This is a genomic window from Candidatus Endoriftia persephonae, from assembly GCF_023733635.1.
Classification (GTDB): domain Bacteria; phylum Pseudomonadota; class Gammaproteobacteria; order Chromatiales; family Chromatiaceae; genus Endoriftia; species Endoriftia persephonae.
Genome location: NZ_CP090569.1, coordinates 1,942,032 through 1,967,545, shown reverse-complemented (window position 1 = coordinate 1,967,545; position 25,514 = coordinate 1,942,032). Strand labels below are relative to the sequence as shown.

Here is a 25,514-nt window from a genome sequence, read left to right as displayed (position 1 = left end):
ATGCACTCACCACAGACCAGAGCTGAGTACACCTTGTCGCTCATCTGTCTGCTACTTTTTCTGCCGCTGCTCAGTGGCTGTGAAATGCTCGGCTACTACGCCCAGTCGATCAACGGTCAGCTCGATCTGCTGCAGAAACGTCGCCCGATCGAGTCGTTACTGCTGGACAATGCCATCGACCCCGAGCTTAAGCAGCGGCTGCGGCGGGTCGTGGCGATTCGCGAGTTTGCCAGTCAGCAGCTGGCGCTGCCGGACAACGACAGTTACCTCAGCTACGCGGAGCTGCAGCGGGAGGCGGTGGTCTGGAGCCTGGTGGCGACTCCAGAGTTCTCGGTGGAGCCGATCAGCTGGTGCTATCCGGTAGTGGGCTGTGCCGCCTATCGCGGCTATTTCGACAAGCGAGATGCGGAGGCCCACGGCGAGCAGCTTGCTGCCCAGGGTTACGACCAGGTGGTCAACCCGGCGCCCGCCTATTCGACGCTGGGATGGTTCGATGACCCGATCACCAGCAGCGTGATCCGCTGGTCGGAGCCGCGCCTGGCGGCGTTGATCTTCCACGAGCTGGCCCATCAAAAGCTCTATGTGCAGGGCGACAGCGCCTTCAATGAGGCGTTTGCCACACAGCTGGCACGTATCGGCGTGCAAGCCTGGCTAGAGCAGGAGGCTCCGGAAAAACTTGAGCAGTGGCATCGACAGCGTAGCCGTAGCAGCCAGTTCACTCAGCTACTGTTACAGAGTCGGGCATCCCTCGCAGTGCTCTATGCTGAAGAGTTGCCAGCATCCCAGATGCGCCAGCGCAAACAGGCGCTGTTCGACCAGTTGCGGCGGCGCTATCAGGCCTTGAAGGCGGAGTGGGGCGGTTACAGTGGCTTTGACCATTGGTTCCGACGTCCACTCAACAACGCTCTGCTAGCATCGCTGGCCACCTACGAGTCGCTGGTGCCCGGGTTGGAGGCACTTTATCGGCAACAGAGTGGAGATTTAGAACGCTTTTATGCCGCTTGCGAAGCCTTGGCGGAGCTACCGCTGGAGGCGCGACATGCTCGGCTGCGGCCTTAATCCTTGTTAGTAGTTGAGGGAAACTCCATGCCGATCACCACGCCACTGCAGTCTGGCAGGTTTTCAGCATAGACGTGGCCCTGGTGAAACTCGGCGATCAGCCGCACCAGATAGAGTCCCAGGCCCAGATGTGAGCCGCTGTCCCGATCTCCTCGCAGACTCACCATCGAGTCAAAGAGGTGGCTGGTCATGGTCTCTGGCAGGGTAGGGCCCTGGTTGATCACAGATAGCCGCTGCCGACTGTGCTCCGGCAATGGAGTCAGCTGCAGGCGAATTGGCGTCTGCTCTTGGTGAAAATCGATGGCGTTGCTGACCAGCTTGTCGAGAGCCTGTGCGATCAGCTCGGGTGCGGCGTCGATCGGCGCCAGCCGCGCTGTCTGCAACTCGAATCGAACATCGGGAAAGCTGACCCGATACCCCTCCAGCATGGTCTGCAGCAGCGACTCCAACTGCAGCGGCTCCCGCTCCGCCTGCTGCAGGCTCTGCTCCAGGCGGGTCGCTTCGCGCATCCGCTGCAGGATCAGGCTGAGCCGCCGGCTACCCTCCGTGGCGCGTTCCAGGTAACGGCTTTGCGCCTGCGGGTCCGGGTCGCTGGCTAGATTCTCCAGGGAGGACTGCACCATGGTCAGCGGTGTACGGAACTCATGGGCAAGTCGTGACGCCATCGACTCCAGATAGCGGTTGTATTCGCTGAGGCGTCGCAATACCCGGCCAAAGCTGCGACTGAGTTCACCGATCTCGTCCCGCTCGGAGACCGCAGGGAGGTTGGAGAGGATGCGTCCATCGGGGCTGACCGCCGCCTCCACGCTGCGATTGAGGCGCTGAATCCGGCCTGTAAGGCGACCGGCGTAGCCAAGCAGGGCCAGCACCGAGAGTAGTAGTAGAACTGACCCGGTGGAGAGGATCCGGGCGAAGGCACGTTGCTGCAGGCTGAGGATTTCATGGCTGCTCTTTTCGATCAGCAGGGCGCCGAGCAGAGTGCCGTCGGTGGCGCGGATCGGTACGTCGGCAGAGAGGGTGATCGCCGACTCGAAATGGCTCTGCTGGAGGCTGACCGTGCTCTCCCCCTGCAGGGCGCGGTGGATCGCCGCTGCGTCGAGGCGTCCGGCATGCTGATGCGGCGTCTGGAAGATTCCCGCCGGGCGCGGCAGCAGGCGACGCAGCAGCTGCTCGAAGGGGGAGGCCGGTTTGAGCCAGTGGGGTGGGCTTAGGTTGCCGCTTCTGGCCACGATCATCTGTTGGCGATCCACGACCTGGATGCGTTCACCGTCACTAACCACCCCCTGTAACAGAGACTCTACCGCAGCCAGCGGCAGCACCAGCCGTGCCAGAAGGGCATCATTATCCAACCCTGAGCTTGAGGCGACGACAGGGGGCTGCTGCGCCGCCTGATCGAAGACGGTGACGGAGAGCCCACCCCGCGCCAACTCTACGGGAAAGCCCAGCTCCAGATTGTAGCCGTCAGGTGATTCCTGCCACTCGCCGCGGATCGGCGGCCCCGCCTGCTGTTGCGGGTTGGCTTGAAACCAGCCGGGAGCCGAGGTGGCGATGCGATAACGCCGCAGCACCCCCGTCTCCGAGCGCAGTTGCAGGAGCAGGTGATCCGCTGCCGGACTCAGCAGGTCGTTTGCCGGTGCGTAGCGGATCGTCGAATCACGGATCTGTAGGAACAGCAGCAGCTGCTCAGCATGAATGCCGCTGAGCAGACGAAAGCTGAGTCTGCCGGTGCTGTAGCTGTGCGCCTGGTCCAGCAGCGGCTGCCACTCCTCACCGTAACCGTCCAGATCGATCGGCTGGGCGAGCGGGTGGACGAAGATCGCTGGTGCCTCGCTAAAGCTGCTGCGAAATGCAGGCTCCTGTTGGGTGGCCAGCAGCTGGGCGATCAATTCGGCCTTCTGCTGCAGATTCTGTTCATTGGCGCTGCGCAGAAACTGCTCGGTCTCGACCAGGTAGCGATAGCCTGCCAATGGGATCGCCAGCAGTGAGAGCGAGACCAGCAGTAGCTTGAAGCGGAGGCTTTCGCGGAAGCGGCGCCGGCGTAGCGGAGGCATCAACTCTGCCCATTCTCGAGCCAGCGGTAGCCTGCGCCGTAGACTGCATCGATGGCGCTGAACCCGGCGTCGAGCTGCTGGAACTTCTGGCGGATGCGCTTGATGTGGGTGCTGACGCTGGCCGCGTCCACCAGGATGTTGGCCTCCTCCATCAGCTGATCGCGGCTGCGCACGTGGCCGGGGTGACGGGCCAGCGCATGCACCATCCAGAATTCGGTGAGGGTCAGCTCCACCGGCTGCTCGCGCCAGTGGGCGGTGAGCCGGTCGAGATCGAGACGCAGCGACCCCGGGGTGAGGATGTTGTCGCTACTCTGTTGAGTCTGCAGGGCGTCGAGACGGCGAAACAGGGCGGCGATGCGCGCCGCGATCTGCGGCAGGCTGATCGACTTGGTGAGGTAGTCGTCGGCGCCCAGGCGCAGTCCCGAGACCGTGTCGAACTCGTCGTCACGGGCGGTGAGGAAGATGATCGGTAGATTGGCGGAGCGGCTGCGCAGCTCCCGGCAGAGCTCAAAGCCGGCGTCCGGTTCGCCCAGCAGGCCGATATCTAGAATCACCAGGTCGGGCAGCTGTCTGCCAAAGGCGCTGGAAGCAGCCTGACGGGAGGCATAGCCATTGACCCGATAGCCCTGGCGCGTGAGGTAGTCGGTGTAGTTGTCGCGGATGGCCGGCTCATCCTCGACGATGGCGATCAATTTTGGCATCTGGCTTCCATTGGCTGATTGGTAGGGAGCTAAGGAGCCTCTGATCAAGTCATGAACGCGTATCTTGTGCCCAGAATATCCAGCTTCTGCGTGGCAAATCTTGGCAACGGCTCCATGCGTGACTCTACCTCCTGCATCCATGTAGTCGTTCGCAATAGCCAGCTATTACGTGCGATTTGCGCCTTGAATCTGAGAATTCTGAATCACACTCGATTTCGTCCAGACTTAATCAGAGGCTCTCTAATGTAACCGGCTTTGCCGTGGTGGTAAAAAGCTGCAGCGGTTGCCTGCACCATTGCCACCGTGTTGCCACTTTTTGTCTTCCCTTTGCCCCGATTGGGCAAGCTCCTGCCACCACCGTGCTTTGTAATCTCCTCCACAAGTTAGTTTTTACCGGCGCAGACCAAGGAGAGTCGCCCTTGTCAGGGATGGCGCGCTGGGCCAACCGAGGAGATGAATGATGAAGATGAAACTGATCGCAGCAACCGTTTTGGCACTTTCGACGAGCCTCTCCGCTCAGGCACAGGAGGGCTCTCTGGATCTGCGCGATGATGGGATTGAAACCTTGAAACAGCCGGCCATTGGCATGCTACTGGGTGGGATTCTGGCTGGCCCGCCAGGGATCGTTGTCGGGGCGGTCGGTGGGGCGCTGGTCGCTGATATCGGACGCAGAGATGCGGAGTTGCAGGCCTCCCGCGAGGCGTTGGGTGAGGCGCAGCGGCAGCTGCAGCAGGTTTCTGGGGCAAGGAGCCGGGATCTGGCTGCGCTGGAGCGCATCCGCGGGGAGCAGCACCAGCGCCTGCAGGCGGTGGCGGATGGCTTCTCCTTCTGCCTGCGTTTTCGTACCGACAGCAGTGAACTGGAGCCGCGCCTGCAGCCCCAGCTGGATACTCTGGCAGGCCTGTTGAAGGCGTTTCCTCAGCTCGATATCGAGGTGCGCGCCTCCAGTGATAGGCGTGGCAGCCCCAGCTACAATCAGCAGCTGGCGCAGCTACGAGCGGAATCGGTGGTGCAGCGGCTACTGGCAGCAGGTGTTGATGCAGAGCGGATCCGGCAGCAGCCACAGGGTGAGACGCTGGCCGCCTATGCGGAGAACGACCTGGATGGCATGGCGTTCGATCGCTTTGTGCTGCTCTCGTTTGTTGACCGGGCGGCACAGTGAAGGGCTATCCGCAGCCGCTGTGCGAGGAGTTTATCTACGGCTCGCCTGAGCGGATCAACCCGGCCTCATTTCGTTTGGTGATGCCGATTGCGAGGCTACGCAATGACGGGACTCAGCGATTAAGGGAGAGGGCCTATGCTCACAAAAAGGGGCGATGAGAGGGAATGGGTGGGGTTGGCAGGCGCGATGAGGTCGCGTTCGTTGTTGACTGATCTGCTGCTGACCCTGCTCTCGGCTCTGGCTGCTGGAGTGTTCGGGTCGGTGGCGCTGATGCTACTGCTGCTGTTTGTCGGCGGCGGGATGTAATGGCGGCGGGAGAGGGCGCACCCCAAGTGGGGTGCGCCACAGAGGAGACGACTATTCGACTACCTGGACGACCACATCGTCCATCTGTGAGTCGACGCCGCTATTGCCGACCATGAATACCACCTGGGCGGACTGGATATCGCCGCTGACGTTGATGGTCTTCTCGCCGCTCAGCTCGCTCCAGTTGGTACCGACATCCTGGCGCTTGACGAAGTACCAGCGATAACGGTTGTTGGCGCGAATCAGCAGATAGATGCGACCACGCTGGTTATCCTCAGCTGTCTTGACCTTGGCGGAGATGCTGTAGGTCTTGCCGTTCTCCAGGCTTCCGGTCAGGTCGTAGCTGGCACCACTGTACCAGCGTCGGCGGTTGGTCATGGAAAGGGACTTCATGCTGTCGCCGTAGCCATCCGCCACGGTTGCCAGCTGTGCGCCGTACTTGCCGTTCCAGCCGTCGGCATTGCTCTCGAAGTCGGCATTGGCGACCAGGTTGGTGGGGGTGGTGGGAGTACTGGCAGCGCTGCTGAAGGAGACCTCATCCACCAGGAAGTCGTTGCGGCGGCTGGGGCCCCAGATTAGCAGTTTGGCGCTGCTGAGCGCGATATCGCCGGCAGTGAAGCTGCCCTGCAGTTTGGTCCATTCGTTCTGGACGATGGAGGTCCTGGCCAGACGGTGCCAGCGGCCGCGGTTGTTTGCATCCTTGGTGTAGAGGTAGGCGTAAGCCCGCTGGCGCGAGTAGGTGCCTTCACCCAGCTTAGCCCAGGCGGTGAAGTTGTAGGTGGTGCCGGCCTCGATGTTAGCTACATCTAAGGTCTGGAATGGACCAGCGACGCTGGAGCGGCGACCGCTGACCGCGGCTGCGGCCACGCTGTCAACCAGATCCTCAGTCTGGCTCAGGGTTCCCCAACTGTCGCTGGGGAAGACGCTCCAGCCATCCAGGCTGTCGAAGTTGCCGTTAGTGGCCAATTCGGTTGCGGTGCCGGGTTTGCTACCGCCGCCATCAACGACGGTGGGACGCCAGGTAGCCGCCTGGGGGGCGGCGGCTCTGAGTGAGAAGGATGCGTCTGATGAGCCTGCTTGGTCGTGGGGTACGCCGCAGGGCAGATCCACACAGGTCGAGAGGGCCGGATTGGAGTGCAGCTGTTGCTCGTTGTAGGTGCTGAAGGCCGATTCGTAGGCCATCAGGGTGACAAAGGTATTGTCGACGCCGTAGCCCACACCATGCTCGTAGAGGTTGCCGGTGCTGCCCTGTTTGCGGGAGTGACCAAGGCTCAGGTTGTGGCCCAGTTCGTGGGCGAAGCTGCTGACGCAAGTGTAGCCAGTCACACTGTAGGCGTAGTTCTTGGCGTAGGAGCGGAAGGTGCCGTTGCTATCACCCTGGCCAACCCAGGCGATACCGCAGTAGGGACCGGTGTTGGTGATCATGCTCACCATATCCGCGCCATACTGGTCCCGCAGTGCCGCTACGGCACTATCATTGGTGACAGCGTCCAGCGCATCCCCATCGGTATTGCCATCGTTGACGAGATCGACCTGTTGGGTGTGGACCAACCGGTAGCGCATATCGACCTGGCTGTTCTCCAGTGCTTGATTGGCAAATTCGACCATCGCGGCAAGCCGGGTGGGGCCATCCTTGCCGGCATCGGTGAGGTCTTTGGTGTAGAGACCGAGCACATCGACGGTGATGATCTCTGCCATGGCAGGCATCGATAGAACCGAGGCGAGGGCCGCGGCTGTTAGCTTCAGAGCGGTTGGCTTCATGGTTTTCCCCTAACTTTCCTGGTTGTGTTTATTGGTTCCACTGTAATTTGAGAGCGTGTTTTTCTTGATGGATCAGGCATCCGGCTCGCCTCCTGGGATAGGCGTGGTGGGCTCGGTGGGCTTTACGCTATCGCCAGGGATTTTGAATACCGAGAGTGTCCGGTTGTCGATGACCGCGCCACGGCCGGTGCGGTTGTTGATCTCAATCTGGTAGATGCGGCTGCCGGTGGCGACCATCACTACGGTGCTTTGCTGCCCCTGGGTGAGGGTGAAGTTGCTGAAGTTGCCGCCATTCTCTAACCCGCCAGACCAGACCTGCACCTGGCCATCCAGCTGATTGTGGGTCTCTTCAATGGTTCCGTAGTAGGATTTGGCCTCCTGCGGGATCGGCAACTCCAGTGGCTGCCCCACCTGGAGATTATTGAGCACATCCCGGTTGACCCTAATCGTTTCGTACTCGACCTCGGCAGGGATCGGCAGGCCGGCGGCGGCTCCATTTTTATCGTCCTGCCAGAGCGCGACAGCCTCATCTGGAAGCGCTGGCTCTGCTTCCAGCTCCATTTGTGCAAGCTGTTCCATCATTACCCGCAGGATCTCCTCATCAGTGGCATCTTCTGCGAACTGGTGAGTGTGTGCCGGCAGTGGTTCGTCTGCAGCGAGAGCTTTTGTTGTTTCGGATGAAGGTGCAGGTTCGGCCGGTGTGGGTGGGAAGCTGGCGACGTCGGAGGATTTTTCTGCCAGCGGGGTGGGTGAGGCGGCGGCTAGGTCCTGATCAGTAGATGTAGACTCGCCGCCATATTTGCTGAGGGCGGCGAGCAGCAGGATTGCCGCTGCGGTTCCGGATAGTGCAACTGCCACTGTGGATGGTTTCACTTCTGCGTCCCTTTAGAATCCGAATCTCGTTCCAGTTATGGTAGGAAAAAGGATAGTGTGATGTCTATTGCACTTCTTGTTCGGTTAGATTCAAGGCTGTGATTGGTATCGCAGTTTTTTCGGATTGGTGGCTTGTGAATGTGTTTTCGGTCACGCTGAAGGTGTGAATTATGAGCGTAACTGCATCGCTGACCAGAGAGTTTTCCTGTCGCTCGGGTCGAAGCTAGAATGGTTGCTCTGTTGGAGCGATCCTGGTGATCTATCTTGAAGCCTGTACGTATATTCCGTCATATCGCCTGTGAGGGCCCTGGCTATCTCGGGGAGTTCCTCGATCAGCGCCGGGTTCCCTGGGAACTGGTTTGCATCGATGTGGATCACCCGATACCACCGCAGGTGGAGGATGTGTCGGGGCTGGTGTTTCTCGGTGCAGCAGTGAGTGTGAATGACGACCTGCCCTGGCTGCAGGGTGAGCTGGAGCTGATCCGCACGGCGTTTGCAGCGGGGCTGCCGATGATGGGAGTCTGTTTCGGTGGCCAGCTGATCAGCAAGGCGCTCGGCGGCGAAGTCAGCCGCGGTGAGGGGATGGAGATCGGCTGGTTCCCCTTGCAGCGAGCCAATGGCGCGGATGACCTGAGTTGGCTGGATGGGCTGCCGCAGAGTTTTGATACCTTCCACTGGCACGCCGACACCTTCTCTATGCCGCCGGGCTGCCAGCCCCTGTTGCAGAGTCGTTGCTTCAGGAATCAGGCCTACAGCATCAACGACCATATCGGCATGCAGTTCCATCTCGAAATGACCGCCGAGATGGTGGAGGCCTGGATCGACAAATATGGCAGTGACCTGGAACTCAGCTCGGCCTGCAGCCAGCGTTCCGAAGAGATCACCGTCGGGCTGGATGAGAAGATCACACGTCTGCACCGGATCTCGGATGTGATCTACGGCAACTGGCTGGCGCGGGTCAGGGCGAACGGGAAGGGTGGATGAGGTTCGCTGTCATTCTGCTCTGCTTCACCCTTATCGTAGGCACTCTCCCTGTGGCGGCGAATGAGCCGCTATCGCCCGAGGTGGTGCAGGTGCTGGAGCGGCTGGTGCCACGCCTCGAACTGCAATTGCGACGCCGCTTTGAACAGGCCGGGGTGGAGTATCCGCCAGCGCGACTGCAGCTGATCAGTCTGAAACAGGAGCAGCAGATCGAGGTCTGGGCGGCAGATGCTGGGCCCTGGCGGCATATCCACGACTATCAGGTGCTGGCCGCCAGTGGCGTGGCCGGTCCCAAGCTGCGGGAGGGGGACCGGCAGGTGCCCGAGGGCTTCTACCAGATTGAGGCGCTCAACCCCCACAGCCGCTTTCACCTCTCGATCAAGCTCAACTTTCCCAACAGTTTCGACTGGCTCAACGCCCATGCCGAGGGACGCCGGCAGCCCGGTTCCAATATCTTCATCCACGGCAGCGCTTGGTCGGTGGGCTGTCTGGCGATTGGCGACCAGGCGGTGGAGGAGCTGTTTCTGCTGGTAGCAAGAAGCTGGCAGGAGCCGGCCTCAGTGATGATTCTGCCTTATGACTTCCGGTGCCAAGCCCCGCAACTTCCAGCGGCGGCTCGCCCTTGGGTGGCGGAGCTCTACAGCTACCTGCAGCAAGGGGTGGCGCGATTTCCCCTGGCCGCGAAAGCGGCTCGGTGTGAGTCGGGATGTGGCGCACTGGCCTCAGCCGGCGAAGCCGTGCTCCCGTAGAAACGCCTGGGTGATGCCCGAACCGCTGCGTTCGGCGGCCCGCTCCCCCAGCATCAGCCGCTCCAGGTAACGCGCCAGCAGATCGACCTCCAGATTGACCTGGCTGCCGGTGGCATAGCCGGCCATGATTGTCTCCTGCAGGGTGTGCGGCACGATGTTCAGATCAAAACGGTTGCCGTCCACCGCGTTTACCGTGAGGCTGGCGCCATCCACGCAGATCGAACCCTTGTGGGCGATATACTTCGCTAATTCCGCCGGCGCTTCCAGCGTGAAGCGGATCGAGCGGGCATCCGCGGCGCGATCGATGATGTTGCCGATGCCATCTACATGGCCGCTGACCAGATGACCGCCGAGACGGGTGTTGAGGGTCAGCGCCTTCTCCAGGTTGACCGTGCTGCCGACGCCGAGTTGCGTCAGGGTGGTGTGGGCAAGGGTCTCGCGGGAGACGTCCGCGGTGAAGCCGTCGCCGCTCAGTTCCACCACGGTCAGGCAGACACCGTTGGTAGCGATGCTGTCGCCGAGCGCTACATCGCTTAGGTCGAGCCTGCCGGTGCGCAATTGCAGGCGCAGGTCGCCGCCACGGTTCTGTTTGCCGGCGATAGTGCCGATAGCCTGGATGATTCCGGTGAACATCGAGTCTCTCTCAGGAATAGACCGGGTGGGCGGTGATGCGTAGATCCGGGCCGACCTTGCGCAGATCGCTGATCTGCAGCCCGATGCGCTGTGACATCTGCTTCAGCAGCGGTAGGTGGAACAGGCCGCGGGCGCTGTCACCCATGATGTGGGGCGCCATGTAGATCACCAGTTCGTCGATCAGCTGTTTCTCCAACAGCGCGCCGGCGAGGGTGGCGCCTGACTCCAGTAGCACCTCGTTGAGCTCTTGTTCGGCGAGAACGGTGAGCACCTCGTCGAGGTTGAGGTTGCAGCCGTTGGCTGCCAGCGAGATCACTTGGGCGCCAGCTGCATCCAGGGCGGCCGCGTGCAGCGGTTCATCGTCGCTGCTCAGCAGTAGCGTGGGGCCGGGTAGCTTGAGCATCTTCGCTGTCGGTGGGGTCTTCAGAGCCGGATCGAGCACCACCCGCACCGGCGTTGGCGGCTGTAGATCTGCCTCCAGCCCCAGCTCTTCAGCGGAAAGGCGTACATTCATCGAGGGGTCGTCCGCCAGCAGGGTGCCAATGCCGGTGAGGATCGCGGAGCTGCGTGCGCGCAGCCGCTGTACATCAAGCCGCGCCGCCTCGGAGGTGATCCACTGGCTCTCGCCGCTGGCCATCGCGGTGCGGCCGTCCAGGCTCATCGCCAGCTTGCAGCGGATGTAGGGACGGCCCTCGGCCATGCGTTTGGTGAACCCCGGATTGAGCGCCTCCGCTTGGGCTTGCATCAGGCCATATTCGGTGGCGATGCCAGCGGCCTCCAGCTGTGCCAGCCCCTTGCCGGCAACCAGCGGGTTGGGGTCGCGCATCGCCGCCACTACGCGGCTGACACCGGCCTCGATCAGGGCGTCGCTGCAGGGTGGGGTGCGGCCCTGATGGCAGCAGGGCTCCAGGGTGATATAGGCGGTGGCGCCACGAGCGCGCTCGCCAGCCTGGGCCAGCGCGTTGCGCTCTGCGTGGGGTTCGCCGGCGCGACGATGCCAACCCTCGCCGACTACCTGGTCATCCTTGACCAGCACACAGCCGACCCGGGGATTCGGATGGGTGGTGTAGAGCCCCTTCTCCGCCAGCTGCAGCGCGCGGGCCATCTGGTGGTGATCGGTGTCGCTGCTCATTTTTTCTCCTTGTCGCTGATCGGCAGCTTGAGTTGCTGACGGCGCTGTTCCGGCGTCGGCTGGCGCTCGAGTCGTTCGATCTCCTCACGAAACGCGTTGACGTCCTCGAACTTGCGGTAGACCGAGGCGAAGCGTACGTAGGCGACTTGGTCGAGGCGCTTTAGCTCATCCATCACCAGATCGCCGATCTGCAGTGAGGGGATCTCGCGTTCGCCCTTGGTGGTCAGCTTGCGCGTGATGTGGCTGATTGCCGCATCAACTCGCTCAGCGCTTACTGGACGTTTCTCCAGGGCCCGCTCCATGCCGGCGCGCAACTTATCTTCATCGAAGGGTACGCGGCTGCCATCCTGCTTGACCACCTGTGGCATGTTGAGTTCGGCCGTCTCATAGGTGGTGAAGCGCTCCTTGCAGGTGCTGCACTGGCGGCGGCGACGTATCTGGTCTCCGTCACCGCTGAGGCGGGAGTCGACCACCTTGGTCTCCTGGGCTCCGCAGAAGGGACAACGCATGTTTAAAGGAAACTATGGATTTTGAATTGTAAATTATGAATCGGGTTGGTGTGGGCTACGCTCACAATATTTTCTTTAAAAGCGTGAGCGTAGCGAACACCAAAATTCATAATTATCGCGCGTAGACTGGGTGCTTGGCGCAGATCGCCAGCACCTTGCCCTTGATCTCATCGATCTTGGCCTGCTCGCCACGATTGTCGATGATGTCGCACATCCAGCCGGCCAGTTCGCTGGCCTCGGCCTCGCTGAAGCCACGGGTGGTGATCGCCGGGGTGCCGACGCGGATGCCAGAGGTGACGAAGGGGGATTGCGGGTCGTTCGGCACTGCGTTCATGTTGACGGTGATGTAGGCGGCGCCGAGCCAGGCGTCTACTTCCTTGCCGGTGAGGCCTGCCTCGATGAAGCTGACCAGGAACAGATGGTCGTCGGTGCCTTTGGAGACTACGTCGTAACCGCGATCCATGAAGACCTTAGCCATCGCCTGGGCGTTGGTGATTACCTGCGCCTGATACTCTTTGAACTCGGGCTCCATCGCCTCTTTGAAGGCGACCGCCTTGGCGGCGATGACGTGCATCAGCGGGCCGCCCTGGGTGCCGGGGAAGACCAGTGAGTTGAGCTTCTTCTCGATCTCCGGGTTGGCTTTGGCCAGGATCAGACCACCACGCGGGCCGCGCAGGGTCTTGTGCGTAGTGGTGGTGGTGACGTCGGCGATGGCAACCGGGCTGGGGTAGTGCCCGGCAGCGATCAGGCCGGCGACGTGGGCCATGTCGACAAACAGGTAGGCACCCACCTCGTCGGCGATGTCGCGGAAGCGCTGCCAGTCGACCACCCGGGAGTAGGCGGAGAAGCCGGCGACGATCATCTTTGGCTTGTGTTCCCGGGCTAGACGCTCTACCTCGTCATAGTCGATCTCGCCGGTCGCGGGGTTGAGGCCATACTGTACGGCGTTGTAGATTTTGCCCGAGAAGTTGGGCTTGGCACCGTGGGTGAGGTGGCCACCGTGGGCCAGGCTCATGCCGAGTATGGTATCGCCGGGCTGGCAGAGCGCCATGTAGACGGCGGCGTTGGCCTGGGAGCCGGAGTGGGGCTGCACGTTGGCGTAGTCGGCGTCGAACAGTGCCTTGGCGCGGTCGATGGCGAGTTGCTCTGCCACATCGACATTCTCGCATCCGCCGTAGTATCTTTTGTGCGGGTAGCCTTCGGCATATTTGTTGGTGAGTACGCTGCCCTGAGCCTGCATTACCCGGGGACTGGTATAGTTTTCAGAAGCGATCAGCTCGATGTGCTCCTCCTGGCGGCGTTCTTCTGCCTGGATGGAGGCCCAGAGCTCATCGTCATACCCTTGAATTTGCATACTCTTGTCAAACATGGTGCGCTATCTCTGCCCGATTAAAAACAAGTAAATATACCAAATTCGTTGGGTATAGTCTCGTTTTGCAATGTCGCCATTAGACTGTTTTGAGGGCTGGGTTCAGGCTCGCGCCAGTGGCGCTTTTATGGGTGGTGGTTTTGCTTTACCAAAGGTTAAAAAGACGTTAGGTTCCGCGGTTTTACAGATCTAATTTCATGCCCTGAATCGGGCAACAGGGGGAGGAATGCTTGGAGTAGCGAGAATCTTTTGGCTGGTGTGGCTGGCGGCCTCTCTGCTGCCGCTGTCAACCAGTGCCGCTGAGCTGACGATGGGTGAGGCGATCGATAAAGCGGGGCGGCAGCGCATGTTGACCCAGCGGATCGTCAAGGCCTATGCCATGATGGGCCAGGATATCAGCTATCGGAAGGCGAAGAAGCAGCTGCGCAGTGGAGAGAAGCTGTTTACGAAACAGCTTGCCGAGCTTCAGGCCTTCGAGGTCAATTCGGCAGTCTCGCAGGAGTTGGAGCGTGTAGCTGCGCTCTGGAAGAGTTTCAGGGCGCTGGCAACAAAACGTCCGGAGCGGAAATCGGCTGAGAGGCTGCGTGCCCAGGCCGAGCAGTTGCTGCAGGCCGCACATCAGGTAGTGCTGCATTTGGAAGCAGCCTCGGGAGCCAAGGCAGGGCGGCTGGTCAATCTGTCCGGTCGCCAGCGGATGCTCTCGCAGCGTATGGGCAGTATCTATCTGCTACGCAGTTGGGGCTTCGAGAATCCGATCTATGAGGAGGATTATAAGAAGGCCGTGCGTGAGTTTTCCGAGGCGTTGCAGGTGTTGCTCACCGCACCTGAGAATACGCCGGAAATCGACAAGATGCTGCGTGATGTCGAGGGTAGATGGAAACTGTTCCAGCTAAGCAACAAGATGGATAGCGGCCAGTTTGTGCCGACTTTGGTAACCCGGGCGCTGGATCAGATTCTGGTGAAAATGAACACAGTTACCGGAATGTATGCCGCGTTATTGAAATAGAACCCGTCTGATTCCGCGTTGGCCTGTGTGTTGTCAGGCCAACGCCCCCTCGAATTACTTGCTACCCGCTGAGTGGCTAGCCCGTAGGATGCGCTGAGGCACGAGCCGTATCAACCAGGGCTTTCCCTGAGCTGTTTTCGGGTTATAATCACGCCCCTTTGTGGAGGCTCTGGATGCCAGAGCCCGATTGACAGTTTATGGTGGCTGGCATCGGTCCCCTCGCAACGAGAAGCTGTGAACCCCGTCAGGCCCGGAAGGGAGCAGCGGCAGCAGTGGCATCGTGTGCCGGGGTGTGGCTGGTGTCCGCCGCCACCCAATTTCTCCCATACTCTCCGGGCGCTGCCGGAATTGTGATTCCGCAGCGCCGATGGGGTACACTTCGGCCCTAGTTTCCCCGGCACTATTCGATTCATGTCCTACCAGGTACTTGCCCGAAAATGGCGCCCGCGCCTGTTCAATCAGCTCGTTGGCCAGGAGCATGTGGTCAAGGCGTTGAGCAACGCGTTGGACAACGATCGCCTACACCACGCCTATCTCTTTACCGGCACCCGCGGCGTCGGCAAGACCACCCTGGCACGTATTCTGGCCAAGTCGCTCAACTGTGAGCACGGCGTCAGCTCCACCCCCTGTGGCGTCTGCAATAGCTGTCGGGAGGTGGACGAGGGCCGATTTGTCGATCTGCTGGAGGTGGACGCGGCCTCCCGTACCAAGGTCGATCAGACCCGCGAACTGCTGGAGAATGTCCCCTTCGCGCCGGTCAGGGGCCGTTACAAGGTCTATCTGATCGATGAAGTCCATATGTTTTCCGCAAGTAGTTTCAATGCCTTATTGAAGACACTTGAGGAACCACCTCCGCATGTGAAGTTTGTGCTGGCGACCACCGATCCGCAGAAGGTGCCGGTTACTGTGCTCTCCCGCTGCCTGCAGTTCAACCTCAAGCGACTCACCAATGAACAGATCAGTGGACAGCTGCAGAAGATCCTCGAACAGGAGCAGATCGCCCACGATGCCGAGGCCCTGACCCTGCTGGCGCGGGGCGCCGACGGCAGTATGCGTGATGGCCTCAGTCTGCTCGATCAGGCGATCGCCTTCGGTGGTGGAGAGGTCAAAGGGGCCGAGGTACGCGAGATGCTCGGCACCATCGGTGGCGAGTGGAGCTATGCGCTACTGGATGCGCTGGCCGCCAGTGAAGCGGCGCAATTGCTGCAGGCGGTGGCCTCGATGGCCGAGCTGGCCCCCGACTACGCCACGGCCCTGCAGGATCTGCTGCAACTGTTGCATCAGGTGGCGCTCTGTCAGCTGGTCCCAGGCGTGGCGCCAGCTGAATTGTTTGATGCCGCCAGGGTGAGCGGATTTGCAGAACAGATCCCCCAGGAGGATCTGCAGCTGTTCTATCAGATTGGCCTGAAGGGGCAGGAGGAGCTGCCCTTGGCGCCGACTCCACGTAGCGGGTTCGAGATGGTATTGCTGCGCATGCTCGCCTTTCGGCCGGTGTCGGGGTGCAGGGACAAGGTCGGTGTCAGTGCAAAACCACAGGGAAAAACGGCCGCTGCAGCGCCACGCCCCAAAGTGGTTCAGGCGCAGCCCAAGGCAGCGCGCCCTCAGGCCTCAACTGCGGCGCCAGCTGCCGCTGCGGGTGAGTGTCGTGATCCAAGTCGCTGGGGCGAGTTTGTTGCCACCATGCGGCTCGGTGGTATCGCCAGCCAACTGGCTGGCAACTGCACCTTCGGCTCCTGGGATGGCACGCAACTGACCCTCAAGCTCGATCCGGTCGGTCAACAGTTGCGCGTTGGGCAGTCTGAAAAACGCCTGCAGGAGGGAGTGAAACGCTTGCTTGGTGAGCAGGCTAGACTGGTGATCGTTGTCGAAGCGTCGGAGCAGGAGACCCCCGCCAAAGCCTCGGTTCGGCAGCAGAATGAGCGCCAACAGGATGCCCGAACAGCGATGCAAAACGATCCGTTTGTACGCGAGATGGAGGAGCATTTCGATGCCCAGCTGGTGAACGGGTCAATCCGGCCGGTCGATCCGAAGTGATGCAACAGCGCAGTTCGGGCTAGAATTCCAAGATTACAACCCCTCGAAAATACCATGGGCTATCCGGGTTGGTGGAGGGGTTAAAGTTAGAGTCACCGTTGCAGGCGACGCTGTGAATATGAATCCAAGAGGTTAGAAGATCATGAAGGGTGCGATTGGCAATCTGATGAAGCAGGCGCAGAAAATGCAGGCCGAGATGCAGCAGGCCCAAGAGCGGCTCGCCCAGGAGGAGGTAGCCGGTGAATCGGGTGGCGGCCTGGTCAAGGTGATCATCAACGGCAAGCACGAGGTGCGCCGTGTCACCATCGATGAGAGCCTGTTGAGCGACGATAAGGAGATGCTCGAGGATCTGGTCGCCGCGGCATTCAACGATGCCAGCCAGCGGGTCAGCCAGAAGATGCAGGAGAGCATGGCCGACCTCACCTCCGGCATGGGCCTGCCACCGGGCATGAAACTGCCGTTCTGAGCCGATGGCCGCCTCTCTGCTTGATCAGCTGATGAGTTCGTTGCGCTGCCTGCCTGGTGTCGGCGCCAAGTCGGCACAGCGTATGGCCTACCATCTGCTGGAGCGTGACCGAGAGGGCGGTCGTCGACTCGCCGCGGTGATGGCCAAGGCGATGCAACAGATCGGCCATTGCCAGCGCTGCCGTACCCTGAGCGAGCAGGAGCTTTGCCAGATCTGCAGTAGCAAGAAGCGGGATTCGCACCTGATCTGTGTGGTCGAGACCCCCTCGGAACTGGCGGTGATCGAAAACTCTATCGACTACCGTGGCCACTACTTCGTGTTGGGCGGGCGGCTCTCGCCCATCGATGGCATCGGCCCGCGTGAGTTGGGGCTCGACCTGCTGGCGGTGCGCCTCGAGGAAGGCGAGATCGAAGAGGTGATCCTGGCCACTAACGCTACTGTGGAGGGGGAGGTGACCGCCCGCTACATCCACGACATGGCCGATGCCCGTGGTATCAAAACCACGCGCATCGCCCAGGGTGTGCCGATGGGCGGCGAACTGGAATATATCGACGGCGCAACCTTGGCTCACGCCTTTGCCGGTCGTTCCAATTTCTGAACCCCTCACCAAAAACTCATCTAACACGGTAGGTAGCGCTAATATGCTTTTGTTTAAGAAGGATATTTGGCTTTAAGTTTCCATTTGATTGATCCCGCCCGCGGCGTGGAAATAAGGAGTGACAATGGACAGCTGTCTTTTCTGCAAAATGGTGAAGGGTGAGATCAAGCCCGATACGGTCTACGAAGACGATGAGATACTGGCGTTTCGTGACATCAATCCCCAGGCGCCGCTACACATTCTGGTGATCCCCAAGCGCCACATCGCCACGCTCAATGATCTGACTCCGGCAGATGCCGAGCTGGTGGGCAAGCTGGTGCTGACTGCACAGCAGATTGCGAAGCAAGAGGGTTTTTCAGAGCAGGGCTATCGAACCCTATTTAACTGCAATGCCGATGGTGGACAGGAGGTCTTCCATATCCACCTGCACCTGCTGGGCGGACGTCGGATGAGCTGGCCGCCGGGCTGATTTTCCATATGAGTGAGTCACAGCGAGCGGAATACCGCTCCCAATCCAGCAAGCCGGCCAGTCCGGCCGATACCGGTTCGCGCCCCTATACCCTGAAGATCGAGGAGATGAGCTGCGCCGCCTGCGTGAGTCGGGTGGAGCAGGCGATTCGTTCGGTAGATGGGGTGCAGGATGTGGCGGTGAACCTGCTTGAGGGGCTGGCCCAAGTGGTGGGTGGCGATCCGATTCAGGTGGCCGAGCATGTCAGCGCTCAAGGTTACCCGGCGCAGCCGGATCAAGCGGCAGCACCGTTGGCGGATGTTGGCGAAGAGTACCTGATCGAGATCGAGGATATGAGCTGCTCCGCCTGTGTGGCGGCAGTGGAGCGGGCGGTTGGCGCGGTGAGCGGCGTCGATTCCGTGCAGGTCAATCTGCTGGAGCGCCAGGCGCGGGTCAGTGGTGGCGATCCTGTCGCGGCCGTGCAGGCGGTGATCGAACAGGGTTATCAGGCCAGCCTACAACAGCCGGGGCGTCCGGTTGATCGTTTTCAGTTCCGGTTTGCTGCGCCCTTGAGTGAAGCGCAACAGCAGCAGTTGCAACCACTTCTGCTCGGACTCGATCCGCAATTGACGATGCAAACTCTGCCTCAGGGGATAGCGTTGCAGAGCCGTGCTCATCCGGCGGATCTGCTGCTGGCGGTGCAAAAGATCTGTCCTGACGCTGAACTGGAGGAGCAGTTCGACGACCCGCAGGTGGAACAGGAGCGACGGGCGCGCCGGGAACTGCGGCGTTCGATCTGGCGGGCAGCTCTGGCGGGGAGCGCAGGTATCGGTCTGATGGTCGCCAGTCACGCCGGCTGGCTGCCGCCCCTGGAGGGCAATCGCGGGCTGTGGTTGGGGATTGCGCTGCTGTTTCTCGGCGTGATCGGCTTTAGCGGTGGTCACTACTACCGTGGTGCCTGGAAGCAGGCTCGCCACGCCTCTGCCAATATGGATACCTTGGTGGCGTTGGGGACCGGCGCGGCCTGGATCGCTTCATTGTTGGCGATCGTTGCGCCTGAATGGGTCGTTACCGATGCGCTCTACCTGGATGCCTCGGTGATAATCCTTGCCTTTCTGCAGTTTGGTCATTTGTTGGAGGTGCGGGCCAAACGTACCACTAGCCAGGCGATCGGCAGCTTGCTGGAGTCGGTGCCTAAGCGGGCATCGCTGCTCAGAGGCAGCGAGGAGGTGGTGATCCCGGCCTCGCTGGTACAGATCGGGGATCGCGTGCGGGTGCGCCCGGGGGAGAAGATCCCGGTGGATGGGCAGGTGCTGCAGGGGCATTCCTCGGTGGATGAGTCGATGATCAGTGGCGAGTCGCTGCCCCAGGAGCGGGGGAGTGGTGATAGGGTGATCGGCGGTACGGTCAACGGCAGTGGTGCACTGCTGCTGGAGGTCAGCCGGATCGCCGACCAGACCACCCTGGCCCAGATCATCCGCATGGTGAAACAGGCGCAGATGAGCAAGCCGCCGATCGCCCGGTTGGTTGACCGGGTGGCGGCGGTGTTCGTGCCGGTGGTGGTGACAATTAGTCTGCTGTCCTTCATTTCCTGGATGGTGCTGGCGCCAACTCCGGCGTTGCCGCTGGCCCTGACCGCTGCCATTGCGGTGTTGGTGATCGCCTGCCCCTGCGCATTGGGGCTGGCCACCCCGATCGCGATCATGGTGGGCACCGCACGGGCGGCCCAGTTCAACATCCTGATCCGTAACAGCGAGGCGCTGGACGGGGCGAGCCGCCTGAGCCACCTGGTGGTGGACAAGACCGGCACCCTGACCCAGGGTCGGCCGCTGCTGCACAAGATCTACCCCCAGGATACGGCGACCGAGGATCTCTGCCTGCAACTGGCTGCGGCGCTGGAGCAGGAGTCGGAACACCCGCTGGCTCATGCGATCACCTCGGCAGCGCGGGAGCGTGGCCTGACGATCCCGCCTGCCAGCAAGTTTCAGGCCCTGCCGGGGCAGGGTGGAGAGGCCGAGGTCGCCGGTCAGCCGGTGTTGATCGGCAACCGGCGGCTGATGGCCCAGCGGGGGGTGACGATCCCAACAGCGCTGCTGAAGCAGGCGGAGCAGGAGGCATCGGCGGGGGGCAGCCTGGTCTGGCTGGCCCTCAGCGGGCGGCTGCTGGGGCTGCTGGTGGTGAAGGATCCGATCCGCGCCGATACTCCGGCGGCGGTGCGGCTGCTGCAGCGTCAGGGGATCCAGCTGGTGCTCTGCAGCGGAGACAGCCGTCATACCGCCGAAGCGGTGGCCGCCCAGCTCGGTATCGACGAGGTGCATGCCGAGATGTTACCGGAGGGCAAGCTCAAGGTAGTGCAGATGCTGCAGGCCCAGGGGCATCGGGTCGGCATGGTCGGGGATGGGGTGAACGATGCGCCGGCCCTGGCCCAGGCCGATACCGGCTTTGCCATCGGCAGCGGCACCGATGTGGCGATCGACAACGCCGACGTCACCCTGGCGGGAGACTCCCTGGCCAGTGTCAGCACCGCCATCGCCATCTCCCGCGCCACCCTGCGCAATATCCGCCAGAATCTGTTCGGCGCCTTTATCTACAATCTGATCGGCATCCCGCTGGCGGCCGGTCTGTTCTATCCCGTAACCGGCTGGCTGCTGCCGCCGATGTTCGCTAGCCTGGCGATGGCGCTCTCCTCGGTGACCGTGGTGAGCAACGCCAACCGGTTGCGATTTTTCAAACCCGACCTGGAGGAGGTAACGATGTCTGTGGAACTGAAAGTGACCGGGATGACCTGTCAGCACTGTGTGGCCCATGTGAAGAAGGGGCTGGAGGCGGTGGCCGAGGTGGAGGCCGTGGAGGTCGACCTGGAGTCGGGCACGGCCCGTGTCGAGGGCAGCGCCGATACCGCTGAGCTGCTGGGCGCGGTCAAGCAGGCGGGCTACTCCGCGGAGCTTGTCTAGAGTTGGTGATCGGGGATTTGCCTCTGTGTGGCAGGAAAAGGTCTAAAATGTAGACAATGTCGCACTTCGAGGGATTATTGATCCTGTCATCTGGATTACAATTCCCGGCCAGATAAGCATCGAATTCGATTGAAGGGAGCGGAGTTGGAAATACGGGGTTCAATCATCGCCCTGCCGACACGGCCCGTGCACGAGCGCGAGGTCGATCCCTCCCATATTGCCCCCCGTCCAGAAACCACTGATCCGACCCTGGTGGAGCGGTCGACGCCCCGTCCTGTGGCGACGCCAGAGCGGGCAGAGGCGCTCTTTGCCAGGCGCCATCGCCAGCAGAATCTGGCACAGGACGAGATCGACCAACGTGCCCGCCAGGCCCTGAATGCCTACCAATCTCTCGATCAGATCAATGAGCGGGATTACGTCAGCGCCGTGTTGGGCATCGACGAATACGCCTGATCGGCTGGTATCGCCAGATGATCCTCCAGGATGCAGCTGGCACGACTTCCTTCGCAATCCTTTAACTCCCCCCATGGATAGTCCATCTTGAAGACTCCAATCCGCTCAGGATAGCGCTCCTGCAGGAGCGCTATGGTTGAGTGGCAAGCAGGCGTTACAGGGGGGTTATGCATGGTCTATGCGCTGGTGATATTGGGGGGGCTGCTAGCGATAGCCCTGCTTGGAAGTGAGGGGGCTGTTTTTGGCGCAGTGATTGGCTGGCTTGTGGGCAAGTTGCTCAGGCTGGAGGGCCGACTCTCTCGGCTAGCACACGAGCTGGAACAGTTGCAGAGGGAGAGGTCGGTTGTGCAGCCCGCTGAGTCACTTGACGCGCAACGGGTCAAGCCGCCAGCTGCAGCGCCGGAAGCCTTAGAAGTGATGCCAAAATGGACTCATGAAGCCCCGTCTGAGGTGCTGCGGGCTCCTCCGGAAATCACTGCATCCATGTCCTTTGAGCCGCCTGACCCCTCCCTGAAGAGGCCTGCTCGCAGTGCCTGGTTGGGCAGCTTGATTGAATGGCTCAAAGGCTATCTGAGTGGTGGCAACCTGATCGTGCGTGTCGGCGTCATCGTGCTCTTTTTCGGTGTCGCCTTCCTATTGAAATATGCCGCCGAGCACAGCCAACTGCCGATGGAGTTGCGCCTGGTCGGCGTGGCACTGGGCGGTGTATTGATGCTGGGGTTCGGCTGGCGACTGCGCCACCAGCGAGAGAGCTACGCCCTGGCGCTGCAGGGTGGGGCGGTGGGGCTGCTCTATCTGACCGTGTTCGCCGCGCTGCGCCTCTACAATCTGATTCCCGCCAGCATGGCGTTTGCGCTGCTGTTGCTGTTTGTCGCCTGTTCGGCACTGTTGGCGCTACTGCAGAACTCCCGGGCATTGGCGGTGTTGGGCAGTGCCGGTGGTTTTCTGGCGCCGTTGCTGATCTCCACCGGGGAGGGGAGCCACGTCGCCCTGTTCGGCTACTATCTGCTGCTCAACACCGGCATCCTGGCGATCGCCTGGTTCCGTGCCTGGCGCATCCTCAATCTGCTCGGGTTTGGCTCCACCTTCGTCATTGGCAGCCTCTGGGGCTTTCAGTTCTATCGCTCCGAATTCTTCGCCACCACTGAGCCCTTCCTGATCGCATTCTTTTTGATGTATGTGGCGGTGGCGGTGCTGTTTGCGCTGCGTCAGCCACCCAATCTCAAAGGCTGGGTAGATGGTTCACTGGTGTTTGGCGTGCCGCTGGCGACGGCGGCGCTGCAGGCCGCGCTGGTAAAGGATTTTGAGTATGGGCTGGCGTTCAGTGCCCTGGCCTTGGGCGGTTTCTATATCAGCTTGGCGGCGCTGCTGTTCCGCCGCAGCGGAGAGAGTCTGCGCCTGCTCTGTGAGAGCTTCCTCGCCACCGGTGTGGTGTTCTCCACCTTGGCTATTCCGTTCGCCCTGGAGGGGCGTCTGAGTTCCGCCTTTTGGGCGCTGGAGGGGGGGGCGATGATCTGGATCGGCATCCGTCAGTCACACCTCCTGCCGCGGCTGTTCGGTCTGTTGCTGCAGCTGCTGGCCGGGCTGCTCTATCTCGAAGCGGGGTATCGCATCGATTGGGGGCTGCCGCTGCTCAACAGCCTCTATCTGGGGGCGGCGCTGATTGCCTTTGCCGGCATCTTCAGCGCCTTCTATCTCGATCGCCATTGGCAGCAGAGCCATCCTTTGGAGCGCCGTTTGACGCCGCTGTTTTTTGCCTGGGGGCTGCTCTGGTGGCTCGGCGGGAATTTTCAGGAGATCCTGCACTTTGCTCAGGGGGTCGATGAATCGAGTTGGCTGCTGCTCTTGCTGACGGCCACCGCAGTGGGGGCGGAGCTGCTGCGTCGGCGGCTCGACTGGCCGCGCCTGCGCCTGGTCTCTCTGGGATTGTTGCCGGCACTGTTGCTGATGCTGGTGGCGATGGGGCAGGTCCACGGCCATTACCTGATCGGCTGGGCGAGCTTGGGCTGGGTGCTGATGTTCGCCGCACTCTACTGGATCATACGAGAGCTGGAGTGGGATGAGATGCCGCCCCAACTGCAGCGCTACTGGCATGCCGGCAACTTCTGGGCGCTCTGCTGGCTGTTGAGTCTGGAGACGGCCTGGCGGATCGATTGGCTGATTGCTGGGGGCGCGAGCTGGGAGCTGAGTGGCTGGGGTTTTGTGCCGCTGCTGATGCTGCTGTTGCTGATGCATGGTGGACGCTGGCTGCGCTGGCCGTTGGCGCGTCTGACCGATCTCTACAGCACGATAATTGCCGCGCCGCTGGCCGCCTGGCTGCTGGGTTGGGGGCTGCTGGTCAACTTCACCAGTCCTGGTGATCCTAGCCCGCTGGCCTATCTGCCACTGTTCAACCCGCTCGATCTGACCATGCTGGCGCTGCTGTTGGCGTTGCTGCAGTGGTGGCGGCGGGCCGGTGGTTGGCTGCTGGCGCAGGGGCTGACGGCCCGCCACTGCTTCATGCTGCTGGGGGGGAGTGGATTTCTCTGGCTAAACGGGATGTTGGCGCGCACCGTGCATCACTGGGCAGGGGTGGCGTTCATGCCCGATGCCCTGTTTGGCTCGCAGATCCTGCAGGCGGGGCTGGCGATGCTATGGGCGCTACTCGGCCTGGTCGGAATGGTGGTGGGCCACCGCCGCCGCTATCGTCTGCTCTGGTTGGCTGGCGCCGGGTTGATGGGGCTGGTGGTGGTGAAGCTGTTCCTGATCGATCTCTCCAACACTGCCACCCTGGCGCGTATTGTCGCCTTTCTCGGAGTAGGGGCGCTGCTGTTGCTGGTGGGCTATCTTGCTCCGGTGCCACCCCGCCAGCCCCAGTTAGAGAGCGTGGAGGAGCAGCCATGAAGTCCACGATTCTGTTGTCTCTGCTGCTGCTCTCCACCTTGGCGGTGGCCGATCGAACTGCACTGGCGCCGGCCGATTTCGCCTGGGGGATAAGGCTGCATCCCAGCGGTGAGAGGCCACTCTATGAGTTGTCGGTGCCACTGGCGGTCTACCAGGGGGTTGTGCGCAGTGATCTGGGCGACCTGAGCCTGTTCAACGCCCAAGGGAGCCAAGTGCCCCATGCCCTGCAACGGCTGTCCAGTCAGCAGCCGGCTGAAAAACAGCTGCGGCAGGTCAAGCTTTTCCCGCTCTTCGGTCCCAGCGAGGCCACGCTTCAGCTGATCGCGATGCAGATGAGTCAGCCGGCTGGGGATGGTCAGCTGGCCCTCTACACCCGCGAAATAAAACAGTCTCAGGATGAGGTGCTGCATGGCTATCTGCTGCAACTGTGGGGGGACGATGAACCTCCCGCCGTTGAGGGGCTGATCCTGCAGTGGGCAGCCGGGGAGCGAGGCTTTGTGCAGCGTCTCAGGCTGGAGCAGAGCGACGACCTGAGCCACTGGTCGCTGCTCAGCGACAGTGCGGTGATCGCCGACCTCCAGCACAACGGCGAACGGTTGCAGCGGCAGAGGATCCCGCTCGGTGGGCAGCCGGCCCGCTATTTGCGTCTGACCCCGGCCGATCAGGGCCGACCGATCAGGCTCAGTGGCGTCCAGCTTGAACTTGGCGGGGCCCCGCCTGTGATCGAGCCCGAGTCGATGGTGATCGCCGATCTGCAACGGGTGGCGGCGGGGGAGTACCGCTTCCAGATCCCTGCCAGTCTGCCCCTGAGCGGAGTCGAGATCTTGCCCCAGGAGCCGAATAGCCTGGCGTGGGTCTGGCTCTCATCCCGGGCCGGGCCAAAGCAGGCGTGGCGGCGGCGGGCCGCCGGGCTGATCTACCGCCTGCGGAGTGAGGGCGAGCCGATTGTGCAGACCCGCTTGGCGGTGAAGTCGAACGGTGATCGTGATTGGCGGCTGCAGCTGGACCCGTCGGGCGGTGGCTTCGGCGCTACGCCGCCCCGTATCGTGTTGCGCTGGAATCCCCACCGGCTGCGCTTTGCCGCCCGGGGGGCGGGGCCGTTCCTGCTCGCCTACGGCAGTGTCCGGGTGCGGACCCAACAGAGCAGTGGATTGTGGCAGGAGTTGACCAGCGGGCAGCAGGAGCCGTTGATCGGCCGACAACTTCGGTTGGGCGTCCCCGAACCCCTGGCGGGGGAGGCGGTATTGGCCGCGCCATTGATGGGGGGGCGGAAACGCTGGTTGCTGTGGGGCGTGCTGATCGCCGCCAGCCTGCTGCTGGGGTGGATGGCCTGGTCGACAGCGCGGCAGCTATCTGGAAGGGGCTGACCCAGTAGCTGGAATGGTT

General features: G+C 61.8%; 22 protein-coding genes and 1 other RNA gene. 15 read left to right on the top strand and 8 right to left on the bottom strand.

What is annotated here, in order from left to right:
* Entirely contained in the window at positions 1 to 1,059 is a 1,059-nt protein-coding gene (locus L0Y14_RS08765; protein WP_240991567.1) for an aminopeptidase, read from the top strand.
* Here L0Y14_RS08765 and L0Y14_RS08760 read toward each other — a convergent pair.
* Together L0Y14_RS08760 and pdsR are read right to left on the bottom strand one after the other, a co-directional pair.
* Positions 1,056 to 3,110 carry an ATP-binding protein gene (locus L0Y14_RS08760; RefSeq protein ID WP_006473798.1) on the bottom strand — a complete coding sequence of 685 codons (2,055 nt, stop codon included), beginning with the start codon at positions 3,108 to 3,110 and terminating at the stop codon, positions 1,056 to 1,058. The two genes, L0Y14_RS08765 and L0Y14_RS08760, sit on opposite strands and share 4 nt — an antisense overlap.
* Positions 3,110 to 3,811: a proteobacterial dedicated sortase system response regulator gene (gene pdsR, locus L0Y14_RS08755; RefSeq protein ID WP_006473799.1), complete on the bottom strand. Its 702-nt coding sequence runs from the start codon at positions 3,809 to 3,811 to the stop codon at positions 3,110 to 3,112. Before pdsR ends, L0Y14_RS08760 begins: the two co-directional genes overlap by 1 nt.
* Positions 3,812 to 4,268: 457 nt before the next feature.
* On the opposite strand from pdsR, the gene L0Y14_RS08750 reads away from it, so the two are divergent.
* Positions 4,269 to 4,973, top strand: a complete 705-nt coding sequence (locus L0Y14_RS08750) for an OmpA family protein (protein ID WP_083825098.1) — start codon at positions 4,269 to 4,271, stop codon at positions 4,971 to 4,973.
* Between the two features lie 135 nt (positions 4,974 to 5,108).
* Positions 5,109 to 5,279: a hypothetical protein gene (locus L0Y14_RS08745; RefSeq protein ID WP_005960893.1), complete on the top strand. Its 171-nt coding sequence runs from the start codon at positions 5,109 to 5,111 to the stop codon at positions 5,277 to 5,279.
* A 51-nt stretch (positions 5,280 to 5,330) separates the two neighbouring features.
* Here L0Y14_RS08745 and L0Y14_RS08740 read toward each other — a convergent pair whose 3' ends face one another.
* Both L0Y14_RS08740 and L0Y14_RS08735 read right to left on the bottom strand, forming a co-directional pair.
* Positions 5,331 to 7,040, bottom strand: coding sequence for a carbohydrate binding domain-containing protein (locus tag L0Y14_RS08740; protein ID WP_138921714.1), 1,710 nt, complete (start codon positions 7,038 to 7,040; stop codon positions 5,331 to 5,333).
* A gap of 72 nt (positions 7,041 to 7,112) precedes the next feature.
* On the bottom strand, positions 7,113 to 7,913 hold the full coding sequence (locus tag L0Y14_RS08735; RefSeq protein WP_040818662.1) for a hypothetical protein: 801 nt from the start codon (positions 7,911 to 7,913) through the stop codon (positions 7,113 to 7,115).
* A gap of 264 nt (positions 7,914 to 8,177) precedes the next feature.
* Here L0Y14_RS08735 and L0Y14_RS08730 point away from each other — a divergent pair, with 264 nt between their 5' ends.
* Both L0Y14_RS08730 and L0Y14_RS08725 read left to right on the top strand, forming a co-directional pair.
* Positions 8,178 to 8,897: a type 1 glutamine amidotransferase gene (locus tag L0Y14_RS08730; RefSeq protein WP_005960890.1), complete on the top strand. Its 720-nt coding sequence runs from the start codon at positions 8,178 to 8,180 to the stop codon at positions 8,895 to 8,897.
* Positions 8,894 to 9,643 carry a L,D-transpeptidase family protein gene (locus tag L0Y14_RS08725; RefSeq protein WP_040818665.1) on the top strand — a complete coding sequence of 250 codons (750 nt, stop codon included), beginning with the start codon at positions 8,894 to 8,896 and terminating at the stop codon, positions 9,641 to 9,643. The genes L0Y14_RS08730 and L0Y14_RS08725 overlap by 4 nt, the downstream gene beginning before the upstream one ends.
* Here the strand turns inward: L0Y14_RS08725 and L0Y14_RS08720 are convergent.
* The 4 genes from L0Y14_RS08720 to glyA all read right to left on the bottom strand — a co-directional run bounded on the left by L0Y14_RS08720 (position 9,617) and on the right by glyA (position 13,286).
* Positions 9,617 to 10,276 (bottom strand): riboflavin synthase, encoded by a 660-nt coding sequence (locus L0Y14_RS08720; protein ID WP_006473804.1) that lies wholly within the window; start codon positions 10,274 to 10,276, stop codon positions 9,617 to 9,619. The genes L0Y14_RS08725 and L0Y14_RS08720 overlap by 27 nt on opposite strands.
* Before the next feature lie 10 nt (positions 10,277 to 10,286).
* Positions 10,287 to 11,408 (bottom strand): bifunctional diaminohydroxyphosphoribosylaminopyrimidine deaminase/5-amino-6-(5-phosphoribosylamino)uracil reductase RibD, encoded by a 1,122-nt coding sequence (ribD, locus tag L0Y14_RS08715; protein ID WP_005960887.1) that lies wholly within the window; start codon positions 11,406 to 11,408, stop codon positions 10,287 to 10,289.
* Positions 11,405 to 11,917, bottom strand: coding sequence for a transcriptional regulator NrdR (gene nrdR, locus L0Y14_RS08710; RefSeq protein ID WP_005960886.1), 513 nt, complete (start codon positions 11,915 to 11,917; stop codon positions 11,405 to 11,407). Before nrdR ends, ribD begins: the two co-directional genes overlap by 4 nt.
* Positions 11,918 to 12,029: 112 nt before the next feature.
* Complete coding sequence (glyA, locus tag L0Y14_RS08705; RefSeq protein ID WP_005960885.1) at positions 12,030 to 13,286, bottom strand: serine hydroxymethyltransferase; 1,257 nt, start codon at positions 13,284 to 13,286, stop codon at positions 12,030 to 12,032.
* Between the two features lie 226 nt (positions 13,287 to 13,512).
* On the opposite strand from glyA, the gene L0Y14_RS08700 reads away from it, so the two are divergent.
* From L0Y14_RS08700 to L0Y14_RS08655, 10 genes are all read left to right on the top strand, one after another.
* On the top strand, positions 13,513 to 14,292 hold the full coding sequence (locus tag L0Y14_RS08700) for a type IV pili methyl-accepting chemotaxis transducer N-terminal domain-containing protein (protein WP_005960884.1): 780 nt from the start codon (positions 13,513 to 13,515) through the stop codon (positions 14,290 to 14,292).
* A gap of 208 nt (positions 14,293 to 14,500) precedes the next feature.
* Positions 14,501 to 14,597, top strand: an RNA gene (ffs, locus tag L0Y14_RS08695) — signal recognition particle sRNA small type.
* 106 nt (positions 14,598 to 14,703) lie between these two features.
* Complete coding sequence (gene dnaX / locus L0Y14_RS08690; protein ID WP_006473808.1) at positions 14,704 to 16,326, top strand: DNA polymerase III subunit gamma/tau; 1,623 nt, start codon at positions 14,704 to 14,706, stop codon at positions 16,324 to 16,326.
* Positions 16,327 to 16,468: 142 nt separating this feature from the next.
* Complete coding sequence (locus L0Y14_RS08685) at positions 16,469 to 16,792, top strand: YbaB/EbfC family nucleoid-associated protein (RefSeq protein WP_005960882.1); 324 nt, start codon at positions 16,469 to 16,471, stop codon at positions 16,790 to 16,792.
* 4 nt (positions 16,793 to 16,796) lie between these two features.
* Complete coding sequence (gene recR / locus L0Y14_RS08680) at positions 16,797 to 17,390, top strand: recombination mediator RecR (protein ID WP_006473809.1); 594 nt, start codon at positions 16,797 to 16,799, stop codon at positions 17,388 to 17,390.
* 124 nt (positions 17,391 to 17,514) lie between these two features.
* On the top strand, positions 17,515 to 17,859 hold the full coding sequence (locus L0Y14_RS08675; RefSeq protein ID WP_006473810.1) for a histidine triad nucleotide-binding protein: 345 nt from the start codon (positions 17,515 to 17,517) through the stop codon (positions 17,857 to 17,859).
* Between the two features lie 8 nt (positions 17,860 to 17,867).
* A complete protein-coding gene (locus tag L0Y14_RS08670) occupies positions 17,868 to 20,792 on the top strand; it encodes a heavy metal translocating P-type ATPase (RefSeq protein ID WP_006473811.1) in 2,925 nt (974 codons plus the stop codon).
* 144 nt (positions 20,793 to 20,936) lie between these two features.
* Positions 20,937 to 21,245 carry an endoglucanase gene (locus L0Y14_RS08665; protein WP_138921715.1) on the top strand — a complete coding sequence of 103 codons (309 nt, stop codon included), beginning with the start codon at positions 20,937 to 20,939 and terminating at the stop codon, positions 21,243 to 21,245.
* 483 nt (positions 21,246 to 21,728) lie between these two features.
* Entirely contained in the window at positions 21,729 to 24,128 is a 2,400-nt protein-coding gene (locus L0Y14_RS08660) for a DUF2339 domain-containing protein (protein WP_251859170.1), read from the top strand.
* A complete protein-coding gene (locus L0Y14_RS08655; RefSeq protein WP_005960874.1) occupies positions 24,125 to 25,495 on the top strand; it encodes a DUF3999 domain-containing protein in 1,371 nt (456 codons plus the stop codon). Before L0Y14_RS08660 ends, L0Y14_RS08655 begins: the two co-directional genes overlap by 4 nt.
* Positions 25,496 to 25,514: the final 19 nt, after the last annotated feature.

What these genes read in the sequence shown, in the direction of transcription:
- L0Y14_RS08765 (WP_240991567.1), top strand. Translation starts at nt 1, where the DNA reads ATGCACTCACCACAGACCAGAGCTGAGTACACCTTGTCGCTCATCTGT.
- L0Y14_RS08760 (WP_006473798.1), bottom strand. Translation starts at nt 3,110, where the DNA reads ATGCCTCCGCTACGCCGGCGCCGCTTCCGCGAAAGCCTCCGCTTCAAG.
- pdsR (WP_006473799.1), bottom strand. Translation starts at nt 3,811, where the DNA reads ATGCCAAAATTGATCGCCATCGTCGAGGATGAGCCGGCCATCCGCGAC.
- L0Y14_RS08750 (WP_083825098.1), top strand. Translation starts at nt 4,269, where the DNA reads ATGATGAAGATGAAACTGATCGCAGCAACCGTTTTGGCACTTTCGACG.
- L0Y14_RS08745 (WP_005960893.1), top strand. Translation starts at nt 5,109, where the DNA reads ATGCTCACAAAAAGGGGCGATGAGAGGGAATGGGTGGGGTTGGCAGGC.
- L0Y14_RS08740 (WP_138921714.1), bottom strand. Translation starts at nt 7,040, where the DNA reads ATGAAGCCAACCGCTCTGAAGCTAACAGCCGCGGCCCTCGCCTCGGTT.
- L0Y14_RS08725 (WP_040818665.1), top strand. Translation starts at nt 8,894, where the DNA reads ATGAGGTTCGCTGTCATTCTGCTCTGCTTCACCCTTATCGTAGGCACT.
- L0Y14_RS08720 (WP_006473804.1), bottom strand. Translation starts at nt 10,276, where the DNA reads ATGTTCACCGGAATCATCCAGGCTATCGGCACTATCGCCGGCAAACAG.
- ribD (WP_005960887.1), bottom strand. Translation starts at nt 11,408, where the DNA reads ATGAGCAGCGACACCGATCACCACCAGATGGCCCGCGCGCTGCAGCTG.
- nrdR (WP_005960886.1), bottom strand. Translation starts at nt 11,917, where the DNA reads ATGCGTTGTCCCTTCTGCGGAGCCCAGGAGACCAAGGTGGTCGACTCC.
- glyA (WP_005960885.1), bottom strand. Translation starts at nt 13,286, where the DNA reads ATGTTTGACAAGAGTATGCAAATTCAAGGGTATGACGATGAGCTCTGG.
- L0Y14_RS08700 (WP_005960884.1), top strand. Translation starts at nt 13,513, where the DNA reads ATGCTTGGAGTAGCGAGAATCTTTTGGCTGGTGTGGCTGGCGGCCTCT.
- dnaX (WP_006473808.1), top strand. Translation starts at nt 14,704, where the DNA reads ATGTCCTACCAGGTACTTGCCCGAAAATGGCGCCCGCGCCTGTTCAAT.
- L0Y14_RS08685 (WP_005960882.1), top strand. Translation starts at nt 16,469, where the DNA reads ATGAAGGGTGCGATTGGCAATCTGATGAAGCAGGCGCAGAAAATGCAG.
- recR (WP_006473809.1), top strand. Translation starts at nt 16,797, where the DNA reads ATGGCCGCCTCTCTGCTTGATCAGCTGATGAGTTCGTTGCGCTGCCTG.
- L0Y14_RS08675 (WP_006473810.1), top strand. Translation starts at nt 17,515, where the DNA reads ATGGACAGCTGTCTTTTCTGCAAAATGGTGAAGGGTGAGATCAAGCCC.
- L0Y14_RS08670 (WP_006473811.1), top strand. Translation starts at nt 17,868, where the DNA reads ATGAGTGAGTCACAGCGAGCGGAATACCGCTCCCAATCCAGCAAGCCG.
- L0Y14_RS08660 (WP_251859170.1), top strand. Translation starts at nt 21,729, where the DNA reads ATGTCCTTTGAGCCGCCTGACCCCTCCCTGAAGAGGCCTGCTCGCAGT.
- L0Y14_RS08655 (WP_005960874.1), top strand. Translation starts at nt 24,125, where the DNA reads ATGAAGTCCACGATTCTGTTGTCTCTGCTGCTGCTCTCCACCTTGGCG.